Annotated in this window: 23 protein-coding genes and 1 pseudogene; 9 read left to right on the forward strand and 15 right to left on the reverse strand. The window is 71.2% G+C overall.

The genetic code is table 11. The features are described 5' to 3' along the window. Nucleotides 1-41 precede the first annotated feature (41 nt). Together ACEXOX_RS01425 and ACEXOX_RS01430 are read left to right on the forward strand one after the other, a co-directional pair. Nucleotides 42-1232, forward strand: coding sequence for a hypothetical protein (locus tag ACEXOX_RS01425; RefSeq protein ID WP_406518590.1), 1191 nt, complete (start codon nt 42-44; stop codon nt 1230-1232). Further along, a complete protein-coding gene (locus tag ACEXOX_RS01430; protein ID WP_406518591.1) occupies nt 1229-2194 on the forward strand; it encodes a hypothetical protein in 966 nt (321 codons plus the stop codon). The genes ACEXOX_RS01425 and ACEXOX_RS01430 overlap by 4 nt, the downstream gene beginning before the upstream one ends. Before the next feature lie 28 nt (nt 2195-2222). Here the strand turns inward: ACEXOX_RS01430 and ACEXOX_RS01435 are convergent, their stop codons facing one another. From ACEXOX_RS01435 to ACEXOX_RS01465, 7 genes are all read right to left on the reverse strand, one after another. Further along, nucleotides 2223-4178: an Hsp70 family protein gene (locus ACEXOX_RS01435; RefSeq protein ID WP_406518592.1), complete on the reverse strand. Its 1956-nt coding sequence runs from the start codon at nt 4176-4178 to the stop codon at nt 2223-2225. Then, entirely contained in the window at nt 4171-5130 is a 960-nt protein-coding gene (locus ACEXOX_RS01440) for a hypothetical protein (RefSeq protein WP_406518593.1), read from the reverse strand. Before ACEXOX_RS01440 ends, ACEXOX_RS01435 begins: the two co-directional genes overlap by 8 nt. Continuing rightward, a complete protein-coding gene (locus tag ACEXOX_RS01445; protein ID WP_406518594.1) occupies nt 5127-6731 on the reverse strand; it encodes a WD40 repeat domain-containing protein in 1605 nt (534 codons plus the stop codon). The genes ACEXOX_RS01440 and ACEXOX_RS01445 overlap by 4 nt, the downstream gene beginning before the upstream one ends. Then, a complete protein-coding gene (locus ACEXOX_RS01450; protein WP_406518595.1) occupies nt 6718-9270 on the reverse strand; it encodes an AAA family ATPase in 2553 nt (850 codons plus the stop codon). Before ACEXOX_RS01450 ends, ACEXOX_RS01445 begins: the two co-directional genes overlap by 14 nt. Next, complete coding sequence (locus tag ACEXOX_RS01455) at nt 9267-10682, reverse strand: hypothetical protein (protein WP_406518596.1); 1416 nt, start codon at nt 10680-10682, stop codon at nt 9267-9269. Before ACEXOX_RS01455 ends, ACEXOX_RS01450 begins: the two co-directional genes overlap by 4 nt. Next, nucleotides 10672-11304 (reverse strand): 4Fe-4S single cluster domain-containing protein, encoded by a 633-nt coding sequence (locus ACEXOX_RS01460; protein ID WP_406518597.1) that lies wholly within the window; start codon nt 11302-11304, stop codon nt 10672-10674. Before ACEXOX_RS01460 ends, ACEXOX_RS01455 begins: the two co-directional genes overlap by 11 nt. A gap of 342 nt (nt 11305-11646) precedes the next feature. Next, a complete protein-coding gene (locus ACEXOX_RS01465; RefSeq protein ID WP_406518598.1) occupies nt 11647-12804 on the reverse strand; it encodes a serine hydrolase domain-containing protein in 1158 nt (385 codons plus the stop codon). Between the two features lie 428 nt (nt 12805-13232). On the opposite strand from ACEXOX_RS01465, the gene ACEXOX_RS01470 reads away from it, so the two are divergent. The 3 genes from ACEXOX_RS01470 to ACEXOX_RS01480 all read left to right on the forward strand — a co-directional run bounded on the left by ACEXOX_RS01470 (nt 13233) and on the right by ACEXOX_RS01480 (nt 16449). Further along, nucleotides 13233-13796: a hypothetical protein gene (locus ACEXOX_RS01470; RefSeq protein ID WP_406518600.1), complete on the forward strand. Its 564-nt coding sequence runs from the start codon at nt 13233-13235 to the stop codon at nt 13794-13796. Between the two features lie 164 nt (nt 13797-13960). Further along, nucleotides 13961-14992, forward strand: coding sequence for an aldo/keto reductase (locus ACEXOX_RS01475; RefSeq protein ID WP_406526190.1), 1032 nt, complete (start codon nt 13961-13963; stop codon nt 14990-14992). Between the two features lie 275 nt (nt 14993-15267). Beyond that, the gene (locus ACEXOX_RS01480; protein ID WP_406518601.1) at nt 15268-16449 is read left to right on the forward strand and encodes a Cmx/CmrA family chloramphenicol efflux MFS transporter; all 1182 of its coding nucleotides are present in this window, start codon (nt 15268-15270) and stop codon (nt 16447-16449) included. A gap of 198 nt (nt 16450-16647) precedes the next feature. Here the strand turns inward: ACEXOX_RS01480 and ACEXOX_RS01485 are convergent. Together ACEXOX_RS01485 and ACEXOX_RS01490 are read right to left on the reverse strand one after the other, a co-directional pair. Next, nucleotides 16648-16785 (reverse strand): annotated as a pseudogene (locus ACEXOX_RS01485) (helix-turn-helix domain-containing protein); the annotation flags it as partial. Further along, complete coding sequence (locus ACEXOX_RS01490) at nt 16751-17005, reverse strand: hypothetical protein (RefSeq protein WP_406518603.1); 255 nt, start codon at nt 17003-17005, stop codon at nt 16751-16753. The gene ACEXOX_RS01490 and the pseudogene ACEXOX_RS01485, both read right to left, overlap by 35 nt. A gap of 21 nt (nt 17006-17026) precedes the next feature. Here ACEXOX_RS01490 and ACEXOX_RS01495 point away from each other — a divergent pair, with 21 nt between their 5' ends. After that, nucleotides 17027-17533, forward strand: coding sequence for a hypothetical protein (locus tag ACEXOX_RS01495; protein ID WP_406518604.1), 507 nt, complete (start codon nt 17027-17029; stop codon nt 17531-17533). Here ACEXOX_RS01495 and ACEXOX_RS01500 read toward each other — a convergent pair. The 6 genes from ACEXOX_RS01500 to ACEXOX_RS01525 all read right to left on the reverse strand — a co-directional run bounded on the left by ACEXOX_RS01500 (nt 17530) and on the right by ACEXOX_RS01525 (nt 21795). Then, a complete protein-coding gene (locus tag ACEXOX_RS01500; protein ID WP_406518605.1) occupies nt 17530-17967 on the reverse strand; it encodes a hypothetical protein in 438 nt (145 codons plus the stop codon). The genes ACEXOX_RS01495 and ACEXOX_RS01500 overlap by 4 nt on opposite strands. A gap of 147 nt (nt 17968-18114) precedes the next feature. Beyond that, nucleotides 18115-18918, reverse strand: a complete 804-nt coding sequence (locus ACEXOX_RS01505; protein ID WP_406518606.1) for a MerR family transcriptional regulator — start codon at nt 18916-18918, stop codon at nt 18115-18117. Next, entirely contained in the window at nt 18911-19447 is a 537-nt protein-coding gene (locus ACEXOX_RS01510) for a VOC family protein (protein ID WP_406518607.1), read from the reverse strand. Before ACEXOX_RS01510 ends, ACEXOX_RS01505 begins: the two co-directional genes overlap by 8 nt. Nucleotides 19448-19481: 34 nt before the next feature. Beyond that, a complete protein-coding gene (locus ACEXOX_RS01515) occupies nt 19482-20447 on the reverse strand; it encodes an LLM class flavin-dependent oxidoreductase (protein ID WP_406518608.1) in 966 nt (321 codons plus the stop codon). A gap of 277 nt (nt 20448-20724) precedes the next feature. Further along, nucleotides 20725-21597 carry an NADPH-dependent F420 reductase gene (locus ACEXOX_RS01520; protein WP_406518609.1) on the reverse strand — a complete coding sequence of 291 codons (873 nt, stop codon included), beginning with the start codon at nt 21595-21597 and terminating at the stop codon, nt 20725-20727. A gap of 63 nt (nt 21598-21660) precedes the next feature. Further along, nucleotides 21661-21795, reverse strand: coding sequence for a hypothetical protein (locus ACEXOX_RS01525; RefSeq protein WP_406518610.1), 135 nt, complete (start codon nt 21793-21795; stop codon nt 21661-21663). Nucleotides 21796-21886: 91 nt separating this feature from the next. Here ACEXOX_RS01525 and ACEXOX_RS01530 point away from each other — a divergent pair, with 91 nt between their 5' ends. The 3 genes from ACEXOX_RS01530 to ACEXOX_RS01540 all read left to right on the forward strand — a co-directional run bounded on the left by ACEXOX_RS01530 (nt 21887) and on the right by ACEXOX_RS01540 (nt 23909). After that, the gene (locus tag ACEXOX_RS01530; RefSeq protein WP_406518611.1) at nt 21887-22597 is read left to right on the forward strand and encodes a FadR/GntR family transcriptional regulator; all 711 of its coding nucleotides are present in this window, start codon (nt 21887-21889) and stop codon (nt 22595-22597) included. Between the two features lie 74 nt (nt 22598-22671). Beyond that, the gene (locus ACEXOX_RS01535; RefSeq protein WP_406518612.1) at nt 22672-22821 is read left to right on the forward strand and encodes a hypothetical protein; all 150 of its coding nucleotides are present in this window, start codon (nt 22672-22674) and stop codon (nt 22819-22821) included. 23 nt (nt 22822-22844) lie between these two features. Continuing rightward, entirely contained in the window at nt 22845-23909 is a 1065-nt protein-coding gene (locus ACEXOX_RS01540) for an MFS transporter (protein ID WP_406518613.1), read from the forward strand. The last annotated feature ends 37 nt before the right edge of the window (nt 23910-23946 follow it).

A 23946-nucleotide genomic window follows, 5' to 3' on the forward strand; every position in this document is an offset into this window, starting at 1 on the left:
GAAGAGCGCACGAGTGTGGTGGGCGCGGGCGGGTGGTGGCCGTGTTCGTGGGAATCGATGTCGCGGCGGGTGTCGCCGTGACCGGCGCGGCGGACGGCATGCGGCCGCCGCAGTCCTTCGTCTCCGGGCCCGGGGCGTATCTGCGGGGTCTCACGGAGCCGGTGGACGGTCTGGTGCTCGCCGTGCCGGAGCAGTGGTTCGACGCGGCCGGTGCGGCCCGCCGGGAGGCGCTGTACGGCGAACTCGTCGGGGCCCTGGGGATGCCGCTGCGCCAGTTCGTACCGAGAGCGGTGGCGGCCGCGGCCTCAGTGAAGCCACCCTCCGGCGAACATCTGGTGTGCCGACTGGAGGCGGACGAGGTCGTAGCCGCCGTGTGCGGTGTGCGCGGGCCGTCCATGTCGCTGAGTGGTGTCGAGTGGCGGGCGACTGCGGCCGGCCCGCCTGTCAGGTCGCCACAAGAACCGCAGAATCCGCAGGAGACGAGGCGAGCCGCGCTGCTGCTGGCGCGGGCGCGGGTACAGACCCGGTACCGGGCGGCACCGCTGTGTCTGCCGGAGGAGGTGACCGCCGGAGCCGTGCTGGACGCCTTCGCACCCGTCGAACAGGCTCTGCGGTCGGCGCTCTCACCGGTCCTGGACGGGCGGGCAGCCCCGGAGGGCGTGTCACAGATCCTCCTGGACGGCGGCCTCCGTCGGCATCCGCTCGCCGGAGCCGCCGTCCAGGAGGCCGCGACGGGCGCGCCGGTCCGTGTCCTGGAGGAACACGCGGCCGCCCTGGGAGCGTTGCGGATCGCGCGCGGCGCCGCCCAGGTTCCCGAGGCCGCCCGGCACCGGCTGAGTCTGCGTGTCCACCGCGTCCGTCAGGGGCTGCTCACCGAAGCCGACCTCCCGCTGACCCTTCCTGGCGGGCCCGTCGCCCTGTCCGTACGGGAGTCCGAAGGCGAATCTGCACGGGAGTACGAAGGCGAGTCTCTACGGGAGTCCGTACGGGACGATGCTCGCGATGCGACGGTGGACGTGCCCGACGGGCACCGCCCCGAGGTCCGGATCCGGCTGGACGACTCGGAGGCCCACGTGCCCTGTCCCGCTCTGCGCCCGGGACGGTACCGCCTGGGCCTGCACTCGGCGGGGCGCGGGCCCGGTGTGCTGGCCCTGCGTCCGGAGGACGGCGGGGAGACGGTACTACTGCCGCTGAGCGGCCCGGCCGGAGCGAGGACGGGGGAAACGGAATGAACGACGAGACGAGGGCGCGCGTCACCGAGGCGGCGGCCCGCGGCACGGACCAGGACGCGTTGCACGCTCTGCGCTGGTCGCTGGAGTGGGCGGCGCAGGCCGTCGCCCGGCTGGCCGGTGAGGCGACGAAGGACGTGACGACCGAGGCGGTCTTCCTGCTGGACGATGCCCTCGGCTCGGCGTCCGGTCTTGCCGGGGCGGTGCCCTCGTTGCTGCGGTCGGCACGTCCCGGCCCGGATGTGGCGGCCTACCTTCGGGACCGGCAACAGGAACTCGCCGCGCTGGGCGCGGAAGTAGCAGAGTTACGCCGTCAGCGCGACGAGGTGGCCGGGACCCGGGGCGACCTCGACGCCCGTTTGGCGGAGTTGGCGGATCTCCGGGCCCAGGTAGCCGAAGTCCGACGCCTGGGACGGCTGGTGGAGGCCCTGGAGGACGTACAGGGGCAGCGCGATGTGCTCGACGCGCGCCTGACGCTGCTGCGCGAGCACGCCGACGGCGCCGAGGAGGCCGTCCGGCTGGGCAGCGGCGAGCTGGTGCGACTGTCCGAGGAGCGGCTGGCGCGGCTGGCCGCGCCGGTGCGCGAGGCGTTGGAGCGGGCCGCCGAGGCGCAGCGCGATCTCACCGAGGCCGAGGGCGAGCTGGCCGGTGCGGAGCAGACCGCCACCGAGGCCGCGCAGCGGACGGACCAGGTGCGCGCCGAGCGCGAACGGCTGGCTCAGCTCACCACCTGGGCCCAGGTCAACCACCGCATCGTGGAGTCGCTGGCCGAGTGCGCCGAGCCGGGAAGCGGTGCCGACGCGCTGGAGCAGATCACGGGCGCCCTCGGCACCGTCGAAAGCAGGCTCGGGGAACTGGACGCGGCCCTCGCTCGCGCCCTGGACGCCCGCGACCAGGAGTTTTCCGCAGGCCGGTCCCTCGTCGCCTGGAGCGACGAGGGACCGGCCACCCGCCCCGTACGGTGACCCGCGGTCCTCTGATCCGTACGCCCGATCAGGAGATGAACAGCTCCGCGTCGCGCGCGAGGGCTTCGAGGTCCGCCGCGATGCCCTTACCGATCTCGCTGACCAGCTTCTGGCCGCCGTCCTCGATGAACTGGGCGCTGAACGCGGCCGCGAGCTGCGCCTCCTGCGACGCGGCGCCCTGCCGCAGCTTCGACACCATCCGGTTCTCTCCGCCGACCTTGCGCATCATCAACGGGATGTTCACCTCCCGGGCCTTGGCGATGGCGGCCTCCCGCCCCTCGTTCATCCCGATGAACAGCACGACGGCGGCGATGATGACGGCGAACGGCCCGGTCGTCGCGATGATCGCGGTACCGGCGCCGAACAGGGTCATGGCGACGACACCGGCCACCACCACGTTCACCACCCGAGCGATGTTGTCGAGCACGTCGGTCGCCGCCTCCGAGTCGAACGGCACCGTCAGCTGCCCACCCCTGACCTGCACCGTGGGAAGCTCCATCGCGGACGGCGGAATGTGCCACCGGTGACAGATGGGGCGGGTCAGTTCCTCGATCTCCGGCCGCAGTTCGTTCTGCCACTCGGTGTTGGCCTCGGTCAGCCGCGTATTGCCCGACTCGGCCAGCTCGGCTTGCAGCGCCCGGGATATCCCCTCCGCCATGTCGTCGAGTGTGGCGATGTCGCCGTTGCGCCAGCGGCGGAACGCGGGAATGACGTGACGCTCGGTGATGCCTTCGGCGACCGCCGCCCCCAGCCGTTCGCCCAGCGCCGGGAGCCTGTCCTGCACCAGCGATCCGACCTGGTCGCCCTTGACCAGTTTACGGACATCGGCCCGGAAACCGGCGGCGTGCAGCCCCATCCGGCCTGCCAGGGCCAGGCCGCGGGCGATGGCCAGCTCGGGCTCCAGGCCGAGCAGCACCCGGTCCGCGCCGAACACCGCCCGCGCCTCCTCCTGTACGAAGTGCATCCGGGACGCTCCGCCCGTGAGCACCACCAGTTCCGGTTCGCGCCCGAGCCGGCCCGCCGCCCCTCGGAGCGCGTCCCGGAACGCCTGGCGCCACGGACGGTTGCCGAGGGAGGGCTGTGGTGTGTCCAGGACGGTGTCCATCTCGGCGGCCGTCAGCTCGACCTCGAAGTAGGCGTTCCCGGCCCGGGTGACCACTTTCCGGGTACCGCCGACCGTGGCCTCGGGATCGTCCGCGAACCGGCTCGGATCGGTACGGAAGAAGGTCTCCTTCGCCTCGCGGCACAGCAGTTCCAACCGCAGCCGTTCGAAGCGCGAATCCTGGAGTGTCTCGCGGAGCGCGTCGGCCATCGGGTGCCGGCTGAGCTGGCGTTCCAGGATGGTGCGGTCGATCAGCCCGGCACCCAGCTGCACTCCGGCGTCGATGGGCGGACCGGTCTGATAGCCGAGGACGCCGGTGAAGTCGGTGGTCAGCGAGCCGAAGTCGGCGATGAGCACACATCCGCCCAACCGGTCGCGCTCCAGTCGGACTTCACCCGAATCCCGGGCGTACAGCATCGCGGCCCGCGACTCCCGCACCACCTCCACGTTCGTCAGCCCGGCCTGGCCGAGCAACTCCGCGTAGGTGTCGAGGAGTTCGTCGTCCCAGCCCGAGGGTGCGCCGAACACCCAGCGGACCGGGCGCGGCCCGCTCAGGTCGTGGTCGCGGTCCCGGGCGTCACGGCCCACCTTGTCCACGAAGAGACGGATGGGGGTGCGGACCTCGTCGCGTTCGATCTCGGGCGATTTGAACGCCAGGTAGAGCGAGGTCACGCCGCGCGCTTCGGTGGCCTCGCGGCCCACCAGCACCCCGCGGCCGGGGTGCTCGGCGACCGCGGTCACATGCTGGCGGCCCGCGCCGGTCGAGCCGATGTCCAGGACGACCGGTGGTGCGGTCTTGTCGGTGTAGGTCTTGGCGAGTGCGGACTCCCCGTGTCCGAGATCGAATCCGACGATCACTGTGCTGCCGGACGCCTTAGCCATCGTGGTGCTCCTTGCCCCCGTTGTCCTGCATGTCATGGTCGGTGGCGGACGACTTCTCGTCGCCGGTCTCCCGGTGCGGAGCCGACGGTGCCTGCGCGGTATGGGTGGTCTGCGCGGTCTGCGGTACGTCGGGTACGGTCTGCGGTACGTCGGGTACGGCCTGCGCCGGGGACGCCGGAGGTGCCGCGACGGGCACGGTTGCCTCGCCCCGGCGCAGGATCCGGCCGTCCTTCAGCACCAGTGCGGGCTGCACCGTGCGCCAGTCACCGTCCGCCGGGCCGCCCGGCTGCCTGCCCAGGGTGAACAGCCATTCGTTGGTGCCGTCGAAGTCGACCACGTCGATGTCGTGCCGCAGCGCCAGTTCCTGACGCAGCCTGGCGATCCGCCGCAACGCCAGCTCGCCGTCGTTCTCGCTGTGCGCCGCCATCAGGTCACGGAGCAGGTTGACGAGTTCGCCGTCCTCGTGCCAGGCGATCGGCACCCTTTCCGCCGGGGGCGGCTCCGCTTCGGCGAGCAGGCGGTCGGCCGACTCCAGCGCGGCATGCAACTGTTCGAGCAGCGACACCGTGTGGGCCACCGGCCGCCGCACGCGCAGCAGTTCCTCCTCGTGCTCCCGCTCCCTGCGCCGGTCCTCCTCGTCGCTGCCGAATCCGTTCAGGATCAGGTGGAACGGCGACCTGCGCGGCGGTGAGGGCCGGGGCTGCGGCAGGGCCGGCGCCCGTACGGCGGCCAAGGTGCCGACGACGGCCGCGCGGACCAGTTCCACCGCGGCGGCGGTCTGGCGCCGTTCGCTCGCGTCCAGATCGGGATGTGTTTCCGCTTCGCGCGCCAGTCGGGTCAGCGCGGCGCGGATCGCGTGCGTCGCCTGTTCGGTGGCGGGCTGGTCGTCCAGAGTCAGCTCCAGCTTGGTACGTGCCGACTGGAACGCGGCACTGAGATGTCCCTCGCTCATGGTCCCCCCTTGTCGCTGTCGGATCGGTGTATGCCCGCGAGGGGCCAGGTGCGGACCAGGCCGTCGGCGCCCGCGCTGAGCAGCCGGCCGTCCGGGGTGAAGGCCAGTCCCCGTACGCGGTCCGGGTGGGCCCCCACCGTCCGGGCCGTCCCGCCCTGGTCACGGATTCGTACGGTGCCGGCGTCGTCCGCCGTGGCCAGTACTCCCCCGGGGCCGAAGGTGACCTGGCGCACCGGGCCGGTGTGCCCGCCCATCTCGGCCCTCGCGGCTCGCGCGGCCCCCAGGTCGAAGATCCGTGCCACGCCGTCGGCGCAGCCGAGTGCCACCAGCCGGCCCTCGCGGTCCAGTGCCAGGCAGGCGACCTCGTGTCCCGCTGTGAGGCGACCGGTGCGTGCGCCGGTCCTGGCGTCCCACAGGCTCGCCCCGTCGGAGCCCGCGACGATCACAATGCGTCCGTCCCCGGTGACCTCCAGCGCGGTGGCGGAGGCCCAGCCGACCCTGGCGAGCACGGCGCCGGCGGCTCCGACCGCGCCGAGCACGGTCCGGTGCACGCAGGCGTCGTCGCCGAGGCTGAACACCACGCCGTCACGCTGCCGCAGCGCGTTGACCCACCCGTCGTGCCAGGCGAGCACCCGGACCCTGCCGGACGCGGCGAACGACCAGAGCCGGACCGCGCCGTCCTGCCCGCCCGTCACGACGGACAGGCCGTCCTCGGTGAGGTCGACGCAGGTGACTCTTCGGTCGTGCAGCCTTTGAGAGGCGAGCGGCGCGCGGTGCCACAGCCGCCAGACGGTGACGGTGCCGTCCTGGCCACCGCCCGCGAGGAGTACGTCGTCCGAGTCGGGCGCACCGCGGCAGACGGCGGTGGTGAATCCGCCCGTATGCCGGAGCGGGCCGGGTTCCGGGCGTTCCGGTGGCAGGTACAGCGTCCGGGCCTGCGGGAACCGCCGGGCGAGCCCGGCCAGCAGGCGCTCCGGCACCGCCCAGCCGCGCAGTCGGCTGGCCAGCACGTCCACCGTTGTCGGGAGGCCCGCGGGCTCCCGTGCCTCGCATGCGCTGGTGGTACGGACGCCGACTCCGCCCGCCAGGCAGAACAGCGTCTCGTCCGTGCCGTCGGGCAACCCGGGCAGCAGCTCGGTCCAGGGCCATTCGGTGGCCTCCGCCTGCTCGGCGCCGTGCTGGACCGTGACGGCCCGCAGTCCTCGTGGGCTGATCTCGATGACGACGCCGTCGGGCAGCGCCGCGGGGACGTCCGTCGCCGTGAGCTCGTCGGCCAGCTCGGCCAGCACCTGGTCGCGCTCGGCGGACCGTGGCGGGCCTCCACGCAGCAGCGCTTCCAGCCGGGCCAGACGCTCGGGCTCACCGCGACCGGGATAGCCCGCCGCCCGCGCCGCGGCCTTCAGGTCCAGACGGCGGCGCGCGGTGGCGAGCTGTCCGTCGAAGGCATGCCGGATCTCCGGCGTGAGGGAGCCGAGCGCTGCGGGGCCTTCGAGCGTCCAGCGGCAGTTGGTGCACTCCGGCCCATCCGCGGCAGTCGCCAGACACACCGGGCAGCGGGTCTTCTCGGCCGTGGGCGGGGTGCCCCCTTCACCAGTCACCATCGGGCACGTCCTCCGGCACGAACTCCAGTGGCCGGCCGACCGGTGGGTCCGCGTCGATGCGGCGCGCCATGCGGGCCTCCATCCGTTCCAGAAGCACCCGTACGGTCCTGGCGTTGGCGAAGTGCTCGGAGTGGGCGCGGCGCTGGCTGTCCAGCCATCTGCGTACCCTCGGCACGGCGTCGTCCGGCAGCACGTAGGGCGGCTCGTGGTCGTGGGCCGTCCGGCGCAGGATCTCCACGAGTTCGGCGCCCGAGTAGTCCGGGAAGAGCACGCGTTCGGTGAAACGGAAGCGCAGGCCCGGGTTGGCTGCCAGGAACGTCTCCATCGGAGCGGGGTAGCCTGCGGCCACGACGACCAGCCGGCCGCGCAGATCCTCCATCTCGCGGGTCAGTGTGTCGACGGCCTCCTTGCCGTAGTCCGGCCCGGGTTCGCTGCCGCGCGCCAGGCTGTAGGCCTCGTCGATGAACAGCACGCCGTCCACCGCCGACTGCACCACTTCCTTGGTCTTCAGCGCGGTCTGGCCGAGGTAGCCCGCGACGAGTTCGGGCCGGGTCACTTCGATCACGTGCCCGCGCGGCAGCAGGCCGAGGGAGCGGAACAGCTTGCCGAGCAGGCGGGCCACGGTGGTCTTGCCGGTGCCTGGCGGGCCCACGAACAGCAGGTGGGGCGGTGGGAACGGCTCGCCGCCGTGCGACCGGCGCAGCCGCAGCCGGTACACGAGGTCGCGGATCATCTCCTTGACCGGTTCGATCCCCACCAGGGTGTCCAGTTCGGCGAGGAGTTCGTCGACCGGCGGCACCGGGCCCCTGAGGTGCGCCCGGTAGCGTTCCGGAAGGTCTTCGGTCTCCAGCGGTTCGCTCACCACCGCGCGCACGCGCTGCGCCCAGGCGTCCTTGAGTTCGTCGGCGAGGTCGCGCATGGCGCGCGCGTTGCCGAACTGCTGGTCACGCGTGGCGTACAGGCCTCGCGTCACCTCGGCCAGCAGCTCTTCGAGGGCCGGTGTCCAGCTCAGCCCGAGGGCGCGCAGCCGCCCCAACAGGATGGCGTGCAGTTCCGCCGGTGCGTAGTCGGGAAAATGGATGACGTTGGCGACGGGGATACGGCTGCGCAGACCGAAGTTGACGGAGAGGAATTCTTCCACCTTGTCCGGGTAGCCGGCCGCGATCAGCACGAATCTGCCGCGATCGTTCTCCATGCGCGTGAGCAGCGTGTCGACGGCCTCGGAGCCGAAACCACCACGCCCCGGCTCGGTGAGCCGGTAGATCTCGTCGATCAGCAGCACTCCGTCGAGGGCCCGGTCCACGGTCCGGTTGGTACGGATCGACGTGCCGCCGACGACACCGGCCACCAGGTCGGGGACCTCCGCCTCCACCAGATGTCCACGGCGCAGCAGACCGAGGTCCCGGTAGATCTCGCCCACCAGCCGGGCGACCGTGGTCTTCCCGGTCCCGGGGTTGCCCGTGAAAACCAGGTGGGGAGAGCCCGCCTCGACGTCGCCGCCGAGGCCCCGGGCCCGCAGTTCGGCGTCCGCGGTCGCGCGCCAGCGCAGCCGCTGCAGATGCTCCTTGACGGAGCCGAGGCCCACCATGGCCTGGATGCGGTCGGTGACGCTGCGGTCGTCCTGGGGGCTGCCGCCCGCCCACTGGCGCCGGCGCAGTTCGGCGATGTCGAGTGGCCGCTTGTCCCTGGCCAGCAGGCGCAGCCGGGCCCGCCAGTTCCTGACCCGCTCGGGGGCGGAGGCCATCGTCCCTACGGCGAGCGGCAGTTCGCCCCACTTCTCGATCCGCAGGCCGTCACGCAGGCGCACGTCATGGACCAGGCGCTCCAGCTCCGCAGCGGACGGCAGGCCGATGGCGGCAGTGGCGCCGCCGCCGGGCCGTCCGCGCTGGTCGGCCAGGTAGGTCTCCAGACGCGGGACGCGGCGCAGCTCGCGGACGAATTCCTGCACGTCGTCGAGCGTGTCGCGGCGGAACAGCAGAACGCACAGGTTGCGGTCCTCGGCGTGCTCCACCCATTCCGCCAGTGCGCCGGCGAGCGTGCGGCCCGCCTGTTCGTAGCGCAGCGACTCCTCGGCGTGCGTGAAGACGACCGCCGTACGGTGCTCGGCCTGTCTCATGAGGTGGTCGAGGAGCATGACCCGGTGCTGGTCGGTGAGGGTCGGTACGGCGGCGGCGCCCGGGCCGGTGTCTGCCGCGGCGGTGTCGGCCGGCACGGGGCCGCCCAGGATGCGGCGGCCCAGCGGGCCGGAGAACTCCGCCCGCATCAGGTTGCTCCCGCCCTGGTGGGCGGCGGGGCGGCGGCGTCGGGTGAGGTCCCGGGAGCGCTGGTCGCGGAAGTACACGGGGCGCGACAGGGACGAGTACACGATGCGCGTGAATCCGGCGTCGTGCAGGACGTCCCACATCAGTTCCTCGATGCCGCGCACGCCGTGGTCGTGGCAGACGAAGAGGTCGTCGACGCCCTGGCCGTGCACGACCAGCAGGGCGTCACCGGCGGGCAGCCGGAATCCGTCCAGCCGCTCGACGAGTCGGCGGTTCATCCCCGTCCGGCTTCCTCGGCGGCCGGTGGGAGGGCCCGCGGCTCGCTGTGCGACAGGGCCCGTGGCTCGCTCAGCGCGACGAAATCGATGTACTCGGGGCCAGGTGTCCCGGCTTCCTCCTGGGGCGCCGCGGCCGGGAAGCCCTGACCCCGCAGGGCCTGCGTCAGTCCGGCTCCGCGTTCCTCCAGTTCGGTACGGGAGGCCGTGTCGTGGTCGTAGGAGAGCACCCTCAGGACCGACGCGCCCGAATCAGGGCCGGCGGGGGCGACCTCCACGACGATCGCGTTGCGGTTGCCGTGCACGAGCCGGGCGAAGAACGCGTCCCGCTGGTCACCGCCCAGATACGTGGTCGCGTCGAGTTCGTACGCCGTCATGCCCTCCAGGGTCCGCACGACCGCCTCGGCGAGGTTGATCCGCTGCTGGGAGGCGAGCTGGCGTCCGCCCGCCCGTTCGACGAGCCGAGTGAGGCGTTCCTGGAGTGCGGGGGCCCGGTGTTCGAGGAGTTCCCGCAGCTCGTCGGCGGTCGGCGGCCTCTCGTCGTCCTCGATGCGGTGCTGCAGCGCCTCGGTCTCCCGGCGCAGGGCGGTGAATTCGCCGTGCGTCCAGTAGTCGACGTCGAGATCGTGGCCGTCGAGCACCGCACCGTGTTCGTCGCGTACGTTCTGCCGGGCACTGTCCTCGATCAGCAGGTGGACCAGGAGCAGCTCGCCGCGGGCCTGGACGCGCAGCACCTCCCGCTCCCGCTCACGGTGCTCCAGGTCCAGCCGTAGCTCGCTGAGTTCCTGATACGCGGCCTGTGCGGTGGCCAGAGCGGCGTCGAACCGGCCCTGGGCGATGTTGTCCCCGGCCCGGTCGAGTGTCCCCTCCAGGCTCTCCATCCGCCCGGGCGCATGCCGCTCGTGCGGCAGCGTGCCGAGGATCAGGCCGTGCATGGTGCGCGCGTCGGAAAGGGCCGCACGGGCGACGACCGCGGCGTGCTCCCGGTCCTGGACCAGTTCGCTCAGTTCCGTACTGATGCGCCGGATGTCCGCACGCCGCTGCTCCCGTTCGGCCGCGATCTCGCTGCGCAACCTGCGCTGCTGATCGGCGAGCTGCCGGCGCATGTCGCCACGCAGCTCGTCCGCGGTGGCCCGCAGGTCCTCCGCCATCCGCCGCGCCTGCGCCCGCAGCCGCTGCTGGGTCTCCTTCTCCAGCCGGCGGGTCTGCTCGCTCAGCCCTTCGACCACCTGTTCCACCGAGCGCTGGCGGTCCTCCATGACGCCGAAGACGCGCTCCAGATCGTCGTGCGTCTGCCGATGCAACTCCTTAATCATTTTCGGCACGTTGCGGAGAACGTCCTTCTGGCGTGATGCCTCACGCTGGATGCGGTACCACTCGGACTCGTCCACCTGGATGCGCTTCCTACCGCTCATGGTCTCCCCCGATGTGTGACGTCCGGACCTGGTCGACCGCCGAGTCGAACGCGGCGAGCAGGAGGGGCGGCGGCACGCCGATCAGCAGGGCCGCGGACCCGTCGACGGCGATCTCCGCGTCGCGGTCGCGGCCCGCGAAGTCGTATCCGCTCCCCGCGAGACGGCTGGTCAGGTGATGCACATGCTGATTGCTGCTGCCGCGCAGTCCCCGGCCGTCGTCCAGCGCGGCGACGTACCGGCCGTCGATGAGGACGTCGACCACCCCCAGCAGATCCAGCACACCGGGCCCGGGCGGCCGGGCCCGCAGGCCCTCCAAACGATGACCGGTGAAACAGACGAGGCTGACCTCTCTCAGCTCCCGGGCCGCACAAGCCAGTTCGGCGAGACCCGCGGCTTGCTGCATCGGCTCACCGCCGGAGAAGGTCAGCCCGTCGACGGCGGGGTCCGCGAGAAGTTCGGCAGCCAGCTCGGCCGGCCGGACCGCGCGGGCGGGCACGTCCGGTATCCAGTCCGGCGACATACAGCCCGGGCAGCGGAACGGACACCCCTGCACCCACACCACCGAACGCCACCCCGGCCCCAGCGCGCCCGTACCCACCCATGTCGCCGCAACGTTGAGCACCGCCATAGCGTCCCCCGACCCGTGCCCGGGCCGACGATTCCCGCTGCGGCGGCCCGCGCCCCTCAGAATCCTCCGCCCCAGGGAGGCGGTCAAGGGACGCGCACAGCGGTCCGAGGCTGCCTGACGTCACAGCGAATCCCCTGATGACCTCGTCATTCTCTCCAGACCGTGGCCAGACCGTCGCCAGACCGACGGAGCCCGCACGAGGACGTCCGAACGATGTGAAAGGACGCACGGAAATGTTCGCGCGTCGGCCGAGTGGGATCGCTTTCCTACCGAAAGAGCCCACAGACGACGGAACGCGCCCTCGGTGCCGCTTCGGCTTCGGCATCCCTCGCGCTCTCAGCCGCAGAGCGCGTCCTCCAGCACCTTGTCGATGGGCTCGCCGATACCCGGGTCGGCGGGCCAGTCGGCGAGGTTCGCGGACAGTACGACGCGGCGTGACCGGTCAGGTGTCGTGAAGGCGAGCGTCGCGAAGCCCGGTATGCCGCCGGTGTGGCCGACGGCCAGGCGCCCGCAACTCAACCTCTCCTGCTTGAGGCCGAGCCCGTACCGGCTGTCGGGGCCGCCCGCGGACACCGTACGGTTCATCTCCTTCCATTCCGCCGGGCGCAGCAGCTTTCCGCTGGTGAGCGAGGTGAGGAAGGTGTCCAGGTCCCTCGTGCTCGAAACGATCTCTCCGGCGGCGCCTGCCATCGACGGGTTCAGCTCCGTGACATCCACCTGCCGTGCGCGGCCCTGCGGAGCGTCCGTCCCGCGGAGCCAGAGATACCCGTGTGCGTGCGGCCCCGGGAGCGACGAGGTGTCCTCCGGTACGGAGGTGTCCCGAAGCCGCAGAGGCTTGATGATCCGTCTTCCCACCTCCTCGGCGTACGGACGGCCCGTCACCCGCTCGATGATGAGACCGGCGACGAGGTAGTTGGTGTTGGAATACCCGTATTCCGTGCCGGGCGGGAATTCGGCGGGCCGAGCGGCAGCCTCCCGTACCAGCGCGGCGGCGTCGTAGTGGCGGAGTCGCGTGCGGACGAATTCCCCGCCCTGCGGCAGGTCGCGCGCGACGTCGTGGAGCCCGCTCGTGTGCTGAAGGAGCATCCGCACCGTGATGTGCTCCGCAGCGGGGACCAGTTCCGCAGGCACGTAGCGCGCCAGCGGAGCGTCCAGAGACACCCTGCCTTCTCCCGCCAATTGCAGCAGAACGACGGCTGTGAACATCTTGGTGGCACTCCCGGCGCGAAACCGCCCTTCCCGAGGCACCGGGGCACCACTGCCCGCCCGGGCTGTGCCCGCCCGGGCCGTCCAGGTGCCGTTCTGGTCCGTCACCTGGACCTGGGCGCCGACAGCGCCGCTCCGGGTGAGGTCCTGCACATGCCGGAGCATCCGTTCACGCCCGCCGCTGCCGCTTTCGGAGGTACCGCCTACCGACGCCGCATGGGCCGGTAACGCTGTCATGCCGATCGCGGTGGTGAGCAGGGTGGCGAGCAAAGGCCGCACGATACGCATGTTTCCTCATCAGTGCTGGGAGTCCATAGGTGCACGCCATTTCACAGCACGCGATTTCCCGGGGCACTGGGGCAGGCCCCCGACACCGGGTACGGAAATCCCTTCCCCGGGGCGGGGGTTGTCCCGCCCCTCCCCACCGCACAGGCCCGGCCAGGTGCCGCTTACGTAGCGTTCTACGTAGATCGCCCCTGGAGGAGGACGAGTCCGGCTCCCCCGTTCGGGGGAGCGACTCGGCGCCTCCGCCACCTTGGAAGACGAGGGCTCGTCAGTCCTGGGCCCGACGCCCCGGAACACCGGTCCATGGAATCGTTCCTCTTGATCACCTCTTCCGTCGGATTCCGTGGCACTCCCTCGGACTCCGTCGGATTCCATCACGCTCCGTTCCATCACGTTTCGTTGCATTGCGCTGCATCAGGAGAATACAAGCCATGGCCGCATCCATGACCCCCAGCCCAGCGGACACACTCGCCGAAATTCCGCCCCCGCCCCGGTGGGCCGTCCGGGCCGCTTACGCTTCCGCGCTCTCCGCGACCGTCGGGTTCATTCCGATCCACGCGATCTGGGCACTCGGCATTCCCCTCTGGGCGGACGAGCGGAAATTCCGGGATTGGTACGCGGCCGGCGGTGGCCCCTACCTCCTCGTACTCAGCGGTCTGGCCCTGCTGGCGGGCATCCTTGCCTTGAGCTTGGTCCGGCCGTGGGGCCTGACGTTCCCGAAATGGACAATGTTCCTGGCCGGGCGCAGAGTTCCGCGCCGGACGCTGGCCGGCACGGCCTTCGCCGTCTCGGCCTCCCTACTCCTGTACACCGTCTGGGCCGCTGCCCAGACGGTCGAAGACTTCGACGAAGACGGCGTTTTCAGCCCCTGGGTCGTCGTCTACGGCATCCCGCAGTTCCTGGTGTGGGGCATCGGCCTGTTCATCGCCGCGCACTCCTACCGGCACCGCACATCACCCGGGGACCGCGTTCTGCCCGGGGAATCAGGAGCGTAGCCGGAGGCGAAGGGCCACGACGGCTCACCGTGCCATGGACGCTGCACATCCGCTCAGCGAAAATACGTTGCTCCCGCTCGGCCCGGGCGTCTTGGGTGGCCCCAACGGCCGACCGACGGAAGGGCAGGGCGGGAACCATGGAGCAGCCGCAGCAGTTGGAGCGACTGGAGCAGCGTTTTCTGGGCGGGACGGGGTTGCGCGTCAGTGAACTGTGCCTGGGCACGATGACGTTCGGCAGCAGTGCGGACGAGGTGACGTCGCACCGCATGCTGGACACGTTCACGGAGGCGGGCGGCACCTTCATCGACACGGCCGACATCTACGGGCAGGGCGCGTCCGAGGAGGTCCTGGGCCGCTGGCTCAAGGCCCGCGGCAACCGCGACGATCTCGTCATCGCCACGAAGGTGTTCGGGTCGATGGGCGAGGGCGGCGGGAACGCGTCGGGCCTGAGCCGCAAGCACATCCTGTCGGCCGTCGAGGGCAGCCTGCGCCGTCTCGGTACGGACTACATCGACCTGTACCAGACACACATGTGGGACGTGGAGACGCCGGTCGAGGAGACCCTGTCGACGCTGGACGGGCTCGTACGGGACGGCAAGGTGCGCTACCTGGGCGCGAGCAGCGTGACGCCGTCGCAGTTGCAGAAGGCGCTGGACGTGGCACGGTTCCACCGCTGGGAGCCGTTCGTCTGCCTGCAGCCGCTCTACAACCTCCTGACGCGGGAACTGGAGTGGGAGTTGCTGCCGTTGAGCGAGGCGGAGGGCGTCGGGGTGATTCCGTTCAGCCCGCTGCAGGGCGGCTGGCTCTCGGGCAAGTACCAGCGCGGCATGACGGCCGCCCCGGCGGGCTCGCGGGAGGCGGCTGCCCAGGCGCAGCAGGGCCGGGAGAGCTGGCGGGACCGGGACACCGAGCAGACGTGGCGGGTCGTGGACGCGGTGCTCGCGGTCGCCGACGAGGCGGGGCGCACCCCGGCCCAGGTGGCGCTGCGCTGGCTGCTGCGACGTCCGGGCGTGACGGCTCCGATCATCGGAGCGCGCACCCTGGAGCAGCTGACAGACAACCTGGGCGCCTGCGGCTGGGAGCTGACCCCGGAACAGGACGCCCGCCTGACCGCGGCGAGCGAACGCCCGCTGCCGTACCCGTACGACGTACTGGCACGCCCCAGGGAGCGCTCGCGCCCCTCCCGCCGGGCCTGAGCCGCGTACGAATGCGGGGGGGCGTGACACGGGTGGGTCCGGCCGGTGCCTGGGAAACGAGGTGCTGGGACGGGCGCGGGTCGGGTAGCGTGCGGGGCATGTCGAGCCCCGAGTCGGACGAGGTGGGGGCTGCCGGTCACGCCGTCAGCCCCCTGAACCACTGAGTTCGTGATGCTGCCGTCCCGCCGCTTTCTGCGGCCGGACGCGCGTGCCCTGGGTGCTGGCCGCGGTGACGGGACGTTCTTTCCCGCTTCTCCTCACCTCGGAGCCACTCGATGCCCTTCTCGCTGTATCTGCTGGCCCTGGCGGTCTTCGCCATGGGCACCTCGGAGTTCATGCTCGCCGGCCTGCTGCCGGACATCGCCGCGGACCTCGACGTCTCCGTCGCGACCGCAGGCACGCTCACCTCGGCCTTCGCGACCGGAATGGCCGCCGGGGCCCCGCTCGTGGCCGGGCTCGCCCGCAACCGGCCCGGGCGGTCCAGCCTGTTGGGGTTCGTCCTGGTGTTCCTGGCCGCCCATGCCGCGGGGGCGGCCACCTCAAGTTTTCCGTTCCTGTTCGTGACCCGGGTGGTCGCCGCGCTCGCGAACGCGGGGTTTCTCGCCGTGGCTCTGACGACTGCCGCCACGCTGGTCGCTCCCGACAAGAAGGGACGCGCGCTCGCCGTGCTGCTGTCGGGCACTACGGTGGCCACGATCGCCGGTGTCCCAGGAGGATCGGTCCTCGGCACGCTGCTCGGCTGGCGGGCCACGTTCTGGGCTGTCGCCGCGCTCTGCCTGCCCGCCGCTCTCGGTGTCCTCGCCGGAATCCCCGGACGCCGTGGGCGGACGGACGCGGCTGACAGGCCCGCGTTGCGAGCGGAACTCGCCCAACTGAGGCGCCCGCGCCTCCTGCTGGTGATGCTGCTCGGCGCGCTGGTGAACGCGGCCACCTTCGCGAGCTTCACCTTCCTCGCACCCGTCGTGACCGGTGTCGCAAGGTTGAGCGAGTGGTGGGTCACTGTTGCGCTGGTGCTCTTCGGGGTCGGCTCCTTCGCCGGCGTCACCGTTGCCGGGCGGCTGTCCGACCGGCGCCCCGGCCTGGTCATCGCGGTCGGCAGCCCGCTGCTGCTCATCGGCTGGCCGGCCCTGGCCGTACTGGCCGAGAGGCCGATCGCTCTGCTCGTGCTCGTCTTCGTCCAGGGCGCCCTGTCGTTCGCGCTGGGCAGCACGCTGATCACGCGGGTGCTCTACGAGGCGGCAGCAGCCCCCACCATGGCAGGCTCCTACGCGACCGCCGCACTCAACGTGGGCGCCGCCGCAGGGCCCCTCATCGCCGCGAGCACCCTCAGTAGCGCGGCCGGGAGCCTCGGGCCGTTGTGGGCAAGCGGACTTCTTGTCGCTGTCGCCCTGCTCGTCGCCCTTCCGCTGCGCGCCGTGGTCGCGGCCGGCCGGAGGAGCAGTGAGGTGATGCAGTGACACGGACAAGCGCTGCGCCTGTCTAGGGAGGAGAGACCACCGATGGAGTGCAGGACACCGCCGGAGGAGGCGCGTCGGCGGTTCCGCGGGCTGCTGCCCGGTATCCCCCGGGCGTCTGGCCGACCGTACGGGTGAATGAGTCATGAAAGCGCTGGTGGTCGCCCATCCGCAGCTCCGGCCGGACGCGGTGACCGACTGCCCTTCGGCCAGCAGGATCATGGCGTGGAAGACGCGGGTGATCGTTCTCCATTGCGGGTACGTCATCCCGAACTCGCTCCGGAACAACCGCGACAAGGGGCGTTCACTCACGCCGGAACGCCGCGCCAGCCATGTCACGGTGCGGGGCCACGCCAGGTCTTCCGCGACCAGCGAGCACTCGCGGACGAGTATGGGGTCCTGGGGTGTGGGGAGGGTGAGCGGTTGTGTGCACCTGGCTGAGGCCGTACATCCGGTGTTCGTGCCAGGTGTCCGCCGGAGTCCACATCGCCCGTGCGCTGGAGGCGACCCAGGGATCTGCCTCGGTCCGCACGGCCAGGACGCCGGTGCTGACGTACATCAGCTGGTGGAACGGGTGGCGGTGACGGCCGATCGTCTCTCCGGCGGCATGGTCGTTCCGGTCCAGTCCTCCGGAGAACTTCTCTACTCAGCCGTCGCCGTGGGCTCACTCGTGGCCGCCGCCTTCAGTGGTTGGATCGGCATGGTGAGCCGTCAGAGGCGCGCCTTGAGCATCGCCGTGGCCGCCTGGGCGCTGGCCATCGCGGCGGCCGGGGCGACGAGCAGCCTGTGGCTCGCGGTGGGCCTGCTGATCTGCGCGGGCGCCGCCGACCTGGTCAGCGCCGTCTACCGGCAGACCATCCTGCGGACCTACGCACCGGACGAGATGCGGGGTCGCCTCCAAGGAGGCTTCACCGTCGTCGTCGCCGGCGGACCGCGCCTGAGCGATCTGAGAGCCGGAGCGATGGCTTCCGCGACCGGCATCACGCTCGCGTGGTCGGGCGCGGCCGCCGTCTGCCTGGTCCTGGTCGTGGGAGGAGCGCCGGCCGTACGGCCGTTCTGGCACTCCGCGACCAGAGCGGGCGCCTAAGCGGGGATCAGACCGGGCCTGGCACCGATCTCCGCCGCACCCCTGCGGACGGCCGCCACAAATTCTCCGACCTCCGCCGCGAGAACGTCCCAAGTGACCGGCGAGGTCCAGGTGTCCGGCTCGAAGACGGAGCCGACCCGCCATCCCTCCGCCGACTCCACCATGCGCACCACCCCCGGGTCCGTGCCGGACATCGAGTCGAAGGCGAAGTCACCTCGCTCGCTGTCCGACCGGCGCAGCCAGTCCACCAGAGCCAGCGCCAGCTCGGCCACGGGGAACCGTTCCTCCGCAAGCACCACACGCTCGCCGTCCCGGATGACCAGGTCCGCCTCGATGTCCAGGAACAGAACGGCGTCAGGCGCCGTCTCCGGTTGAAGGCCACGCCGGTACACGTCCGGCGCACCCAGGTGCCGATACGCGAATTTCACCGACATCCGGCCTCCCGAGCGTTCACGGGCCATACATCCACAGGCCACCCAAGCGGCAAACCCTACCAACCACCTCCATAAGACCCGCTTGACGGGTGCGGGCTCCCGGCCCCTCTCACACCTCGCTCACCCTCCCTCCCTGCTCACTACTGTCTACTGCCAGGTCGCGGTGTCGGGGTCGATGCCATGAGTACGGGCGCTTGCGTCGATGATGCGGCGGAACCATGCGGCAAGGCCGGTGCGGATGCTGTCGTAGTGGGCGGCGAAGCCGGGGTCGGCCTCGAATGTGCGGCCCAGGCATACCTGCATCTGTCTGGTGAGGGGGAAGTACGAAGCGAAGACTTCGCGGTGCCGCTCGACGAGTTGATTCGCTTCCGGGCTGCCGGGGGCGACTCCGGCGTCCATCGCGTCCCCGAGGGCACGGTCGAGGTCGGCCGTGGCGTCGCTGACGGCCTGCCATTCCTCCGGGCCGCGAGAGGCTGACCGTTCGGCGTACTGCTGCCATTGCGTCGTCTCTCCGTAACGCCGGCGGGCCTGGGCCGGCCAGTCCGGGTCCCACCGGGGGCCGAAGATCGCGGCCTGCTGCTCGACGGTCAGCAGCAGGCCGCGCTCGTGGGCCTCGATCATCCGGTCCAGTCCGGCGCTGAGCCGCTCAAGGCGGTCGATCCGTTCAGCGACCTGGGTGCGCTGCGCGCGCAGTGCGCCGGCCACGTCCGCGGTCGAGTCGTCCAGGACGATCCGAATCCTGTCCAGTCCGAGACCGATTTCACGGTAGACGACGATGCGGTGCAGGCGTTCCACATCACCGGCGGTGTAGAGCCGGTACCCGGCAGCCGTACGCAGTGACGGTCGCGCCAGACCGATCTCGTCCCAGTGGTGCAGCGCGCGGACGGTGACACCCAGCCGCGTCGAGACCTGGCCGACGGTCAGGCCGTCGGCGTCAGTGGCATCAGGCATGCTCCTCATGGTCGCCGCGGCCGGCGTCCGGTGGGGTGATTCCGATGGCTGCAAGGTTCCGTGCCTCCTGGCTGGCCGGGTCGAAGGGTTTCGCCGCAGTAAAAACGATCCGCGCGTTCTCGGGGGTGATCACCGTCACATCGCGGGTGTTCCAGGGAGTGTCCCGTGGCCCTTCGACCGAGTCGGGGCACACCGTACGACAGGCCTCGACGAGGGAATCGACCTGGCTGAGCACGCACGCGAAACTGAAGCTCGTCGCCGGTGGCTGCTCCGGAATGCTCTCCGCCGAGACGAGGAGTACGTCCTGGAACGCCCATCGGCGCAGATGCACCAGCGTGCCGGGGATGCTGAACAGCTCGAAGAACCCGAGCCCACGGGTCCAGAAGTCCACCGACGCCGCCACGTCGCACGTGGGGATCGTCACGAAGGCGGGCATTCCGTAGATGCCGCGGAACAGCTCCGGCGGAACCGCGTCCGGGCCGGGAGCGGGTACGGGACTCATCTCGAACGCGTTGTAGTAGTCGCTCATGCACCCCACACTCCAGCCTCACGCAACGTGAGGGTCAAGCGCGGGCGGCGTGCGCGCGAAGAGCCGGAATGACGTCACGGGCGAAGGCCCCGTAGGAGCGTTTGCGGTAGTCGCCCGCGCATCCGGCGACGACGTGGAAACGTTCGATGCCGATTTCCGCCAGTTCCAGCAGCCGTTCCAGGCAGTGGGACGCCGGGCCGAGGACGGCGAAGGTGTCGAGGAAATCCGGCGTCGGGTCGCTGCCCTGACAGGGCGAAAAACGGGCGAAGCGAACGACGCTGTCTGCCGACATGGCACGGGCCCGGTCTGTGTCGTCGTCCACGACGACATGGATGAATGCGGCCAGCCGCACGTCCGGCTTCGTCTCCCGGGCCACCGCGGCGGCCTGTCGCAGCCGCTCCGGATCGGCGCCGACAGTCAGGGCTGTCACATCGGCCGTGGCAGCGGCGGCCCGTATGACGCGGGGTCCGGAAGCCGCGACGAACACCTCCGGTTTCGCCACGCCGGTCGTACGGTCGAGCCAGTTCAGGCGGCTGCCTCCGGGGAGCGCGGCAAGTCGGTGGTTGAACGGCTGTGACGCGTCGCTCAAGGGGCTCTGCGGGTTCGGGTTCGGAGGAGGTACGGCCTCGCCACGGAGATACGTCTGCACGCTGGTGGTGTAGGCAATGAGCTGGGAGACGGGTACGGGATCGAGTCCGAGCTGAGTCAGGGAGCTGTCTCCCCGACCGATGCCCAAGGTGACGCGCTGGCGGGACTCGATGTGGGCGGACATGACGGCAGCGGCGGTGACAGCGGGGTGCCGGGTCCAGGGATTCGTGACGCCGATCCCCAGACGGATGTTGTCGGTGGTCAGTGCTGCGGCACTCAAGGCGATGTAGGCATCGCCCATGAGGCACTGGGAGTCCCCGAACGTGACACCGTCCCAGCCGGCCGCCTCCAGCTCGCAGGCTTCGCGGACCCCTGGCATCGGCTGCACAGTGGCCCACAGCTCGACATCCATGACGGCCACGCTAGGGCGCCCGCGAACCTACGGCGAGTCGGCGCAACGTGTCTTGGCGGCCGCCTGAGCTGGGAGTATGCGGAATCCGCGCGCCATGAGTGGGGGTTTGGGCCATGCGGTGCCGCCACCCGTTCGGGTGTATCGGGAGGCTGGTGGGCGGCGGCTCGGCGAGGTGGTGACGGCCGACCGTGTTGATCCGAGCCGGCAGACATACATGCGGGCATGCGGGCACGCGCGGCACCGCGGACCTACAGGCATGCGGGCACAGCGCAGGTGATCAGGCCCGATCGGGGCGCAGGCCCTTGACGTAGCCGGGAATGGGGGTGCCTCCGGCCGGGCCGCGTACGGCGCTGTCGAGCAGTTTCTTGAGCACGCTGACGGGAACGGGCGTGCTCGGCGCCTCGCGGAACCAGCGCCGTACTCCTTCCCCGCGCAGGCCGTCGGGGTAGTCGGCGACATACGGCTTCACGTAGCCGGGCGTGCCTGGTTCGTGGCGCCAGCTGTCGGCGAGCGGCCCGGCGTCGACCGCGTCATAGCCGATGACATCCATGTAATCGATGACCTCGGCCTTGGCGGCGGGGTCGTCGCCGGAGACGGGCAGGGCGCTGCGCTCGGGGGACCCGGCGGGCCGGGCGGTGGTGAACAGCCGGACGTAGTCGAGGTTGTGGAGTGCCTTGACGACGGTGGAGTCGGGCAAGTGGCTCTGGAGCAGCTCGCTGGAGGTCAGCCGCCCCTGGTCCAGCGTGACGATGCGGCCGTCCCGGTGCGGGTAGTAGTTCATCGTGTCGATCACGGTCTTCCCGGCGAGCGCGTCGGCGGGGAGACGGTCGTGACGGTGGAGCGGTACGGCGACCACGACGAGGCCGCCGGCGCGGGCGGCGTCGGCCGGGGTGGCGGCGCGGGCGCGGTCACCGAGCCCGGCGATGAGACCGGACAGGGTTTCGGGGCCGCGGGAGTTGCTCATGACCGTGTTGAGACCGGCGGCCACGGACAGGCGGGCCAGGACGCTCCCGATCTCGCCGCTGCCGATGAAGGCGATGGTTGGCGTCACGAGGTTGCTCTCCTCCTGCATGGCCGAGGTGTCCTCTTCGTCGGTGCCCTTGAGCTGCGAGCGCTCATCACCCCACTCTGCGGCCGCCCCAGCAGCCACGCACCGCGAGCCGGCCCAGTCAACAGGCCCGGGCCGACAGGCACCCGGCGCGGGCCGGTGGGCTCAGAGCTTGGTGATGGTGAGCGTCCACGAACCGTCCGCGTGCGGGCCGACGCACGTGAACTCCTTGATCGGCCAGGAGTGCCCGTCCTTCATGCACTCGTCGGAGCTGGGCTCCTTGCACTGGTCACCGATCATGAAACCTGCGGGGCGGGGGGCGTCGGCCTGGGCGGCTCCGGCAACGACGTGTGATGTTCAAATGTCTGATGTTTGTCTGTATGCTGCTGCCATGAAACGCATCAGCACACCCCGGCGGACGGCCAGCCTGTCCGCACAGCTCGTGGACAGCCTCCGCTCGCACATCGAGGCAGGTGGGTGGCCGGTGGGGACGCGCATCCCGCCGGAGCAGGCTCTCATCGAGGAGCTCGGGGTCGGGCGCAGTACGTTGCGGGAGGCGCTCGGCGCGCTCGTGCATCTGGGCCTGCTGGAAGCCAGGGTCGGGGACGGCACCTACGTCCGCGCGTCGAGCGAACTCCAGTCGGTCATGGTGCGGCGGGCGAGTGCCGCGCGGCGGAACAACGTGCTCGAACTGCGTACCGTCCTCGAAGAGTACGCCTCGGGGGCCGCCGCCCTGCGCCGCAGCGAGGATCAACTGCACCAGTTGAGAGAGCTGTTGGCCGATGCCGACGCGGCCTGCGCCGGCGCGGACAGGTCCGCGGCCGAGAGCGTCGACGCGCTGTTCCACCGGGCCGTCGTCCGGGCGAGCGGTAACGACCTCCTGGTCGAGATGTACGACCATCTCGGTACGGCTCTCACCTCCTCCCTGGGAGGCCTGCCCTGGGACGCCGCCGGTGCCGAGGAGCACGCGGCCCTGCACCGGCGCCTCGTCGACGCGATCGAGGACCGGGACGAGAGCGGCGCCCGCGCCGCGGCGGCCGCGATCGTCCAACTCACCCGCGACCACGAGGCCGAGGCGCCCCACGGGGCGGAGGGCGAGTGAGTCCACGGTTAGCTGCGATCTCCCGTCGGCGCTCCGCCACAGGGCCGCCGGCCGCCGACAACCCCCGTCCCGCCGTGTCCGTCGGGCTCGTCTTCGCGATCTGCCTCGTGGCGGCGAACCTGCGTACCGGTCTCACCGGTGTCGGTACGCTGCTGCCGGCGATCGAGCACGGCAGCGGCCTGTCATCGAGCTGGGGCGGGCTGCTGAGCACCCTCCCCTGCTGACGTTCGCCGCGACATCACCCCTGGTGGCCCGGGTCTCGCACCGGTTCGGCACCGCACGCCTGCTGGTGGCCGCCCTCGGCACGCTGGCCGTCGGCACCGTGGTCCGGTCGATGCCCTCGCTGATCTGCCTGTTCGCCGGGACCGTGCTCCTTTCCGCCGCCATCGCGTTCGGCAATGTGCTGCTGCCCGCGCTGATCAGGCGGAGCGTGCCCGCACACCGCATCCAGGGCATCAGCGCTCTCTACGTCACGGTCATGGGCGTCACGGCCGCGGTCTCCTCGGGGATCTCCGCGCCGCTCTCCCACACCCTGCCTGGTTCCTGGCACACCGCTCTCGCCTGGGGTTTCGCCTTCACCGTCGCGGCCTTCCTTGCCTGGCTGCCCCGGATACGGGGCGACCGGCCCCACACCGCCATCGGCGCGACCCGCAGCCCGGTCCCCTGGCGGTCGCGACTGGCATGGCAGGTCAGCCTCTTCATGGGGTTGCAGTCCCTGGGGTTCTACACCGTCGTCGCGTGGCTGCCCAGCGTTCTGATCCACCGTGGCACGACCGGCACCACCGCCGGATGGATGCTGTTCTACTACCAGCTGATCGCGTTGACAGCCAGCAGTCTCCTGCCCTTGCTCACCCGGGGCCGTCACGACCAACGATGGACCGCTGCGGGGGCCTCGGTCGCCGTGGCCGGTGGCTTTGCCGTACTGGTGTCCGCGCCCTCGCTGTCCGTCCTGGCGTGCACGCTGCTCGGGCTGGGCGGCGGCGCGTGCCTGGTTCTCGCGCTGACCTTCCAGAGTGAACGCGCCGGCAGCTCCGGCGAGGCTGCCGCGCTGGCCGGCATGGCGCAGTCCATCGGCTATCTCGTGGCGGCGGCCGGCCCCTCCTCCTCGGCATCCTGCACGACGCCACAGACAGTTGGACGCTTCCGCTCGTGGTCCTGGTCGTCCTCAGCGCAGCCATGGCAGGTGCCGGGTACGGCGCGGGGCGCAACCGCCGAGTGCGTTGCTCCGCCCGCTCATGAATATTCCCCACTTGAACGGCCCTTCCAGGCCACAGAGGAGAGCACTCATGTCCGCCTCGCAGCCCCCGACTGACGAGTTCACCGCGCGTACCGCGCAGCGCGCCGCTCAC

The organism is Streptomyces sp. Ac-502, assembly GCF_045222935.1.
GTDB lineage: Bacteria > Actinomycetota > Actinomycetes > Streptomycetales > Streptomycetaceae > Streptomyces > Streptomyces monomycini.

Coding starts and splice junctions, on each gene's coding strand:
- ACEXOX_RS01490 (WP_406518603.1), bottom strand. CDS start 17,005: ATGTACGTCAGCACCGGCGTCCTGGCCGTGCGGACCGAGGCAGATCCC.
- ACEXOX_RS01510 (WP_406518607.1), bottom strand. CDS start 19,447: ATGAGCGACTACTACAACGCGTTCGAGATGAGTCCCGTACCCGCTCCC.
- ACEXOX_RS01445 (WP_406518594.1), bottom strand. CDS start 6,731: ATGGTGACTGGTGAAGGGGGCACCCCGCCCACGGCCGAGAAGACCCGC.
- ACEXOX_RS01500 (WP_406518605.1), bottom strand. CDS start 17,967: ATGTCGGTGAAATTCGCGTATCGGCACCTGGGTGCGCCGGACGTGTAC.
- ACEXOX_RS01455 (WP_406518596.1), bottom strand. CDS start 10,682: ATGAGCGGTAGGAAGCGCATCCAGGTGGACGAGTCCGAGTGGTACCGC.
- ACEXOX_RS01435 (WP_406518592.1), bottom strand. CDS start 4,178: ATGGCTAAGGCGTCCGGCAGCACAGTGATCGTCGGATTCGATCTCGGA.
- ACEXOX_RS01505 (WP_406518606.1), bottom strand. CDS start 18,918: ATGCCTGATGCCACTGACGCCGACGGCCTGACCGTCGGCCAGGTCTCG.
- ACEXOX_RS01470 (WP_406518600.1), top strand. CDS start 13,233: ATGGCCGCATCCATGACCCCCAGCCCAGCGGACACACTCGCCGAAATT.
- ACEXOX_RS01465 (WP_406518598.1), bottom strand. CDS start 12,804: ATGCGTATCGTGCGGCCTTTGCTCGCCACCCTGCTCACCACCGCGATC.
- ACEXOX_RS01440 (WP_406518593.1), bottom strand. CDS start 5,130: ATGAGCGAGGGACATCTCAGTGCCGCGTTCCAGTCGGCACGTACCAAG.
- ACEXOX_RS01480 (WP_406518601.1), top strand. CDS start 15,268: ATGCCCTTCTCGCTGTATCTGCTGGCCCTGGCGGTCTTCGCCATGGGC.
- ACEXOX_RS01450 (WP_406518595.1), bottom strand. CDS start 9,270: ATGAACCGCCGACTCGTCGAGCGGCTGGACGGATTCCGGCTGCCCGCC.
- ACEXOX_RS01430 (WP_406518591.1), top strand. CDS start 1,229: ATGAACGACGAGACGAGGGCGCGCGTCACCGAGGCGGCGGCCCGCGGC.
- ACEXOX_RS01525 (WP_406518610.1), bottom strand. CDS start 21,795: ATGATCGGTGACCAGTGCAAGGAGCCCAGCTCCGACGAGTGCATGAAG.
- ACEXOX_RS01530 (WP_406518611.1), top strand. CDS start 21,887: ATGAAACGCATCAGCACACCCCGGCGGACGGCCAGCCTGTCCGCACAG.
- ACEXOX_RS01515 (WP_406518608.1), bottom strand. CDS start 20,447: ATGGATGTCGAGCTGTGGGCCACTGTGCAGCCGATGCCAGGGGTCCGC.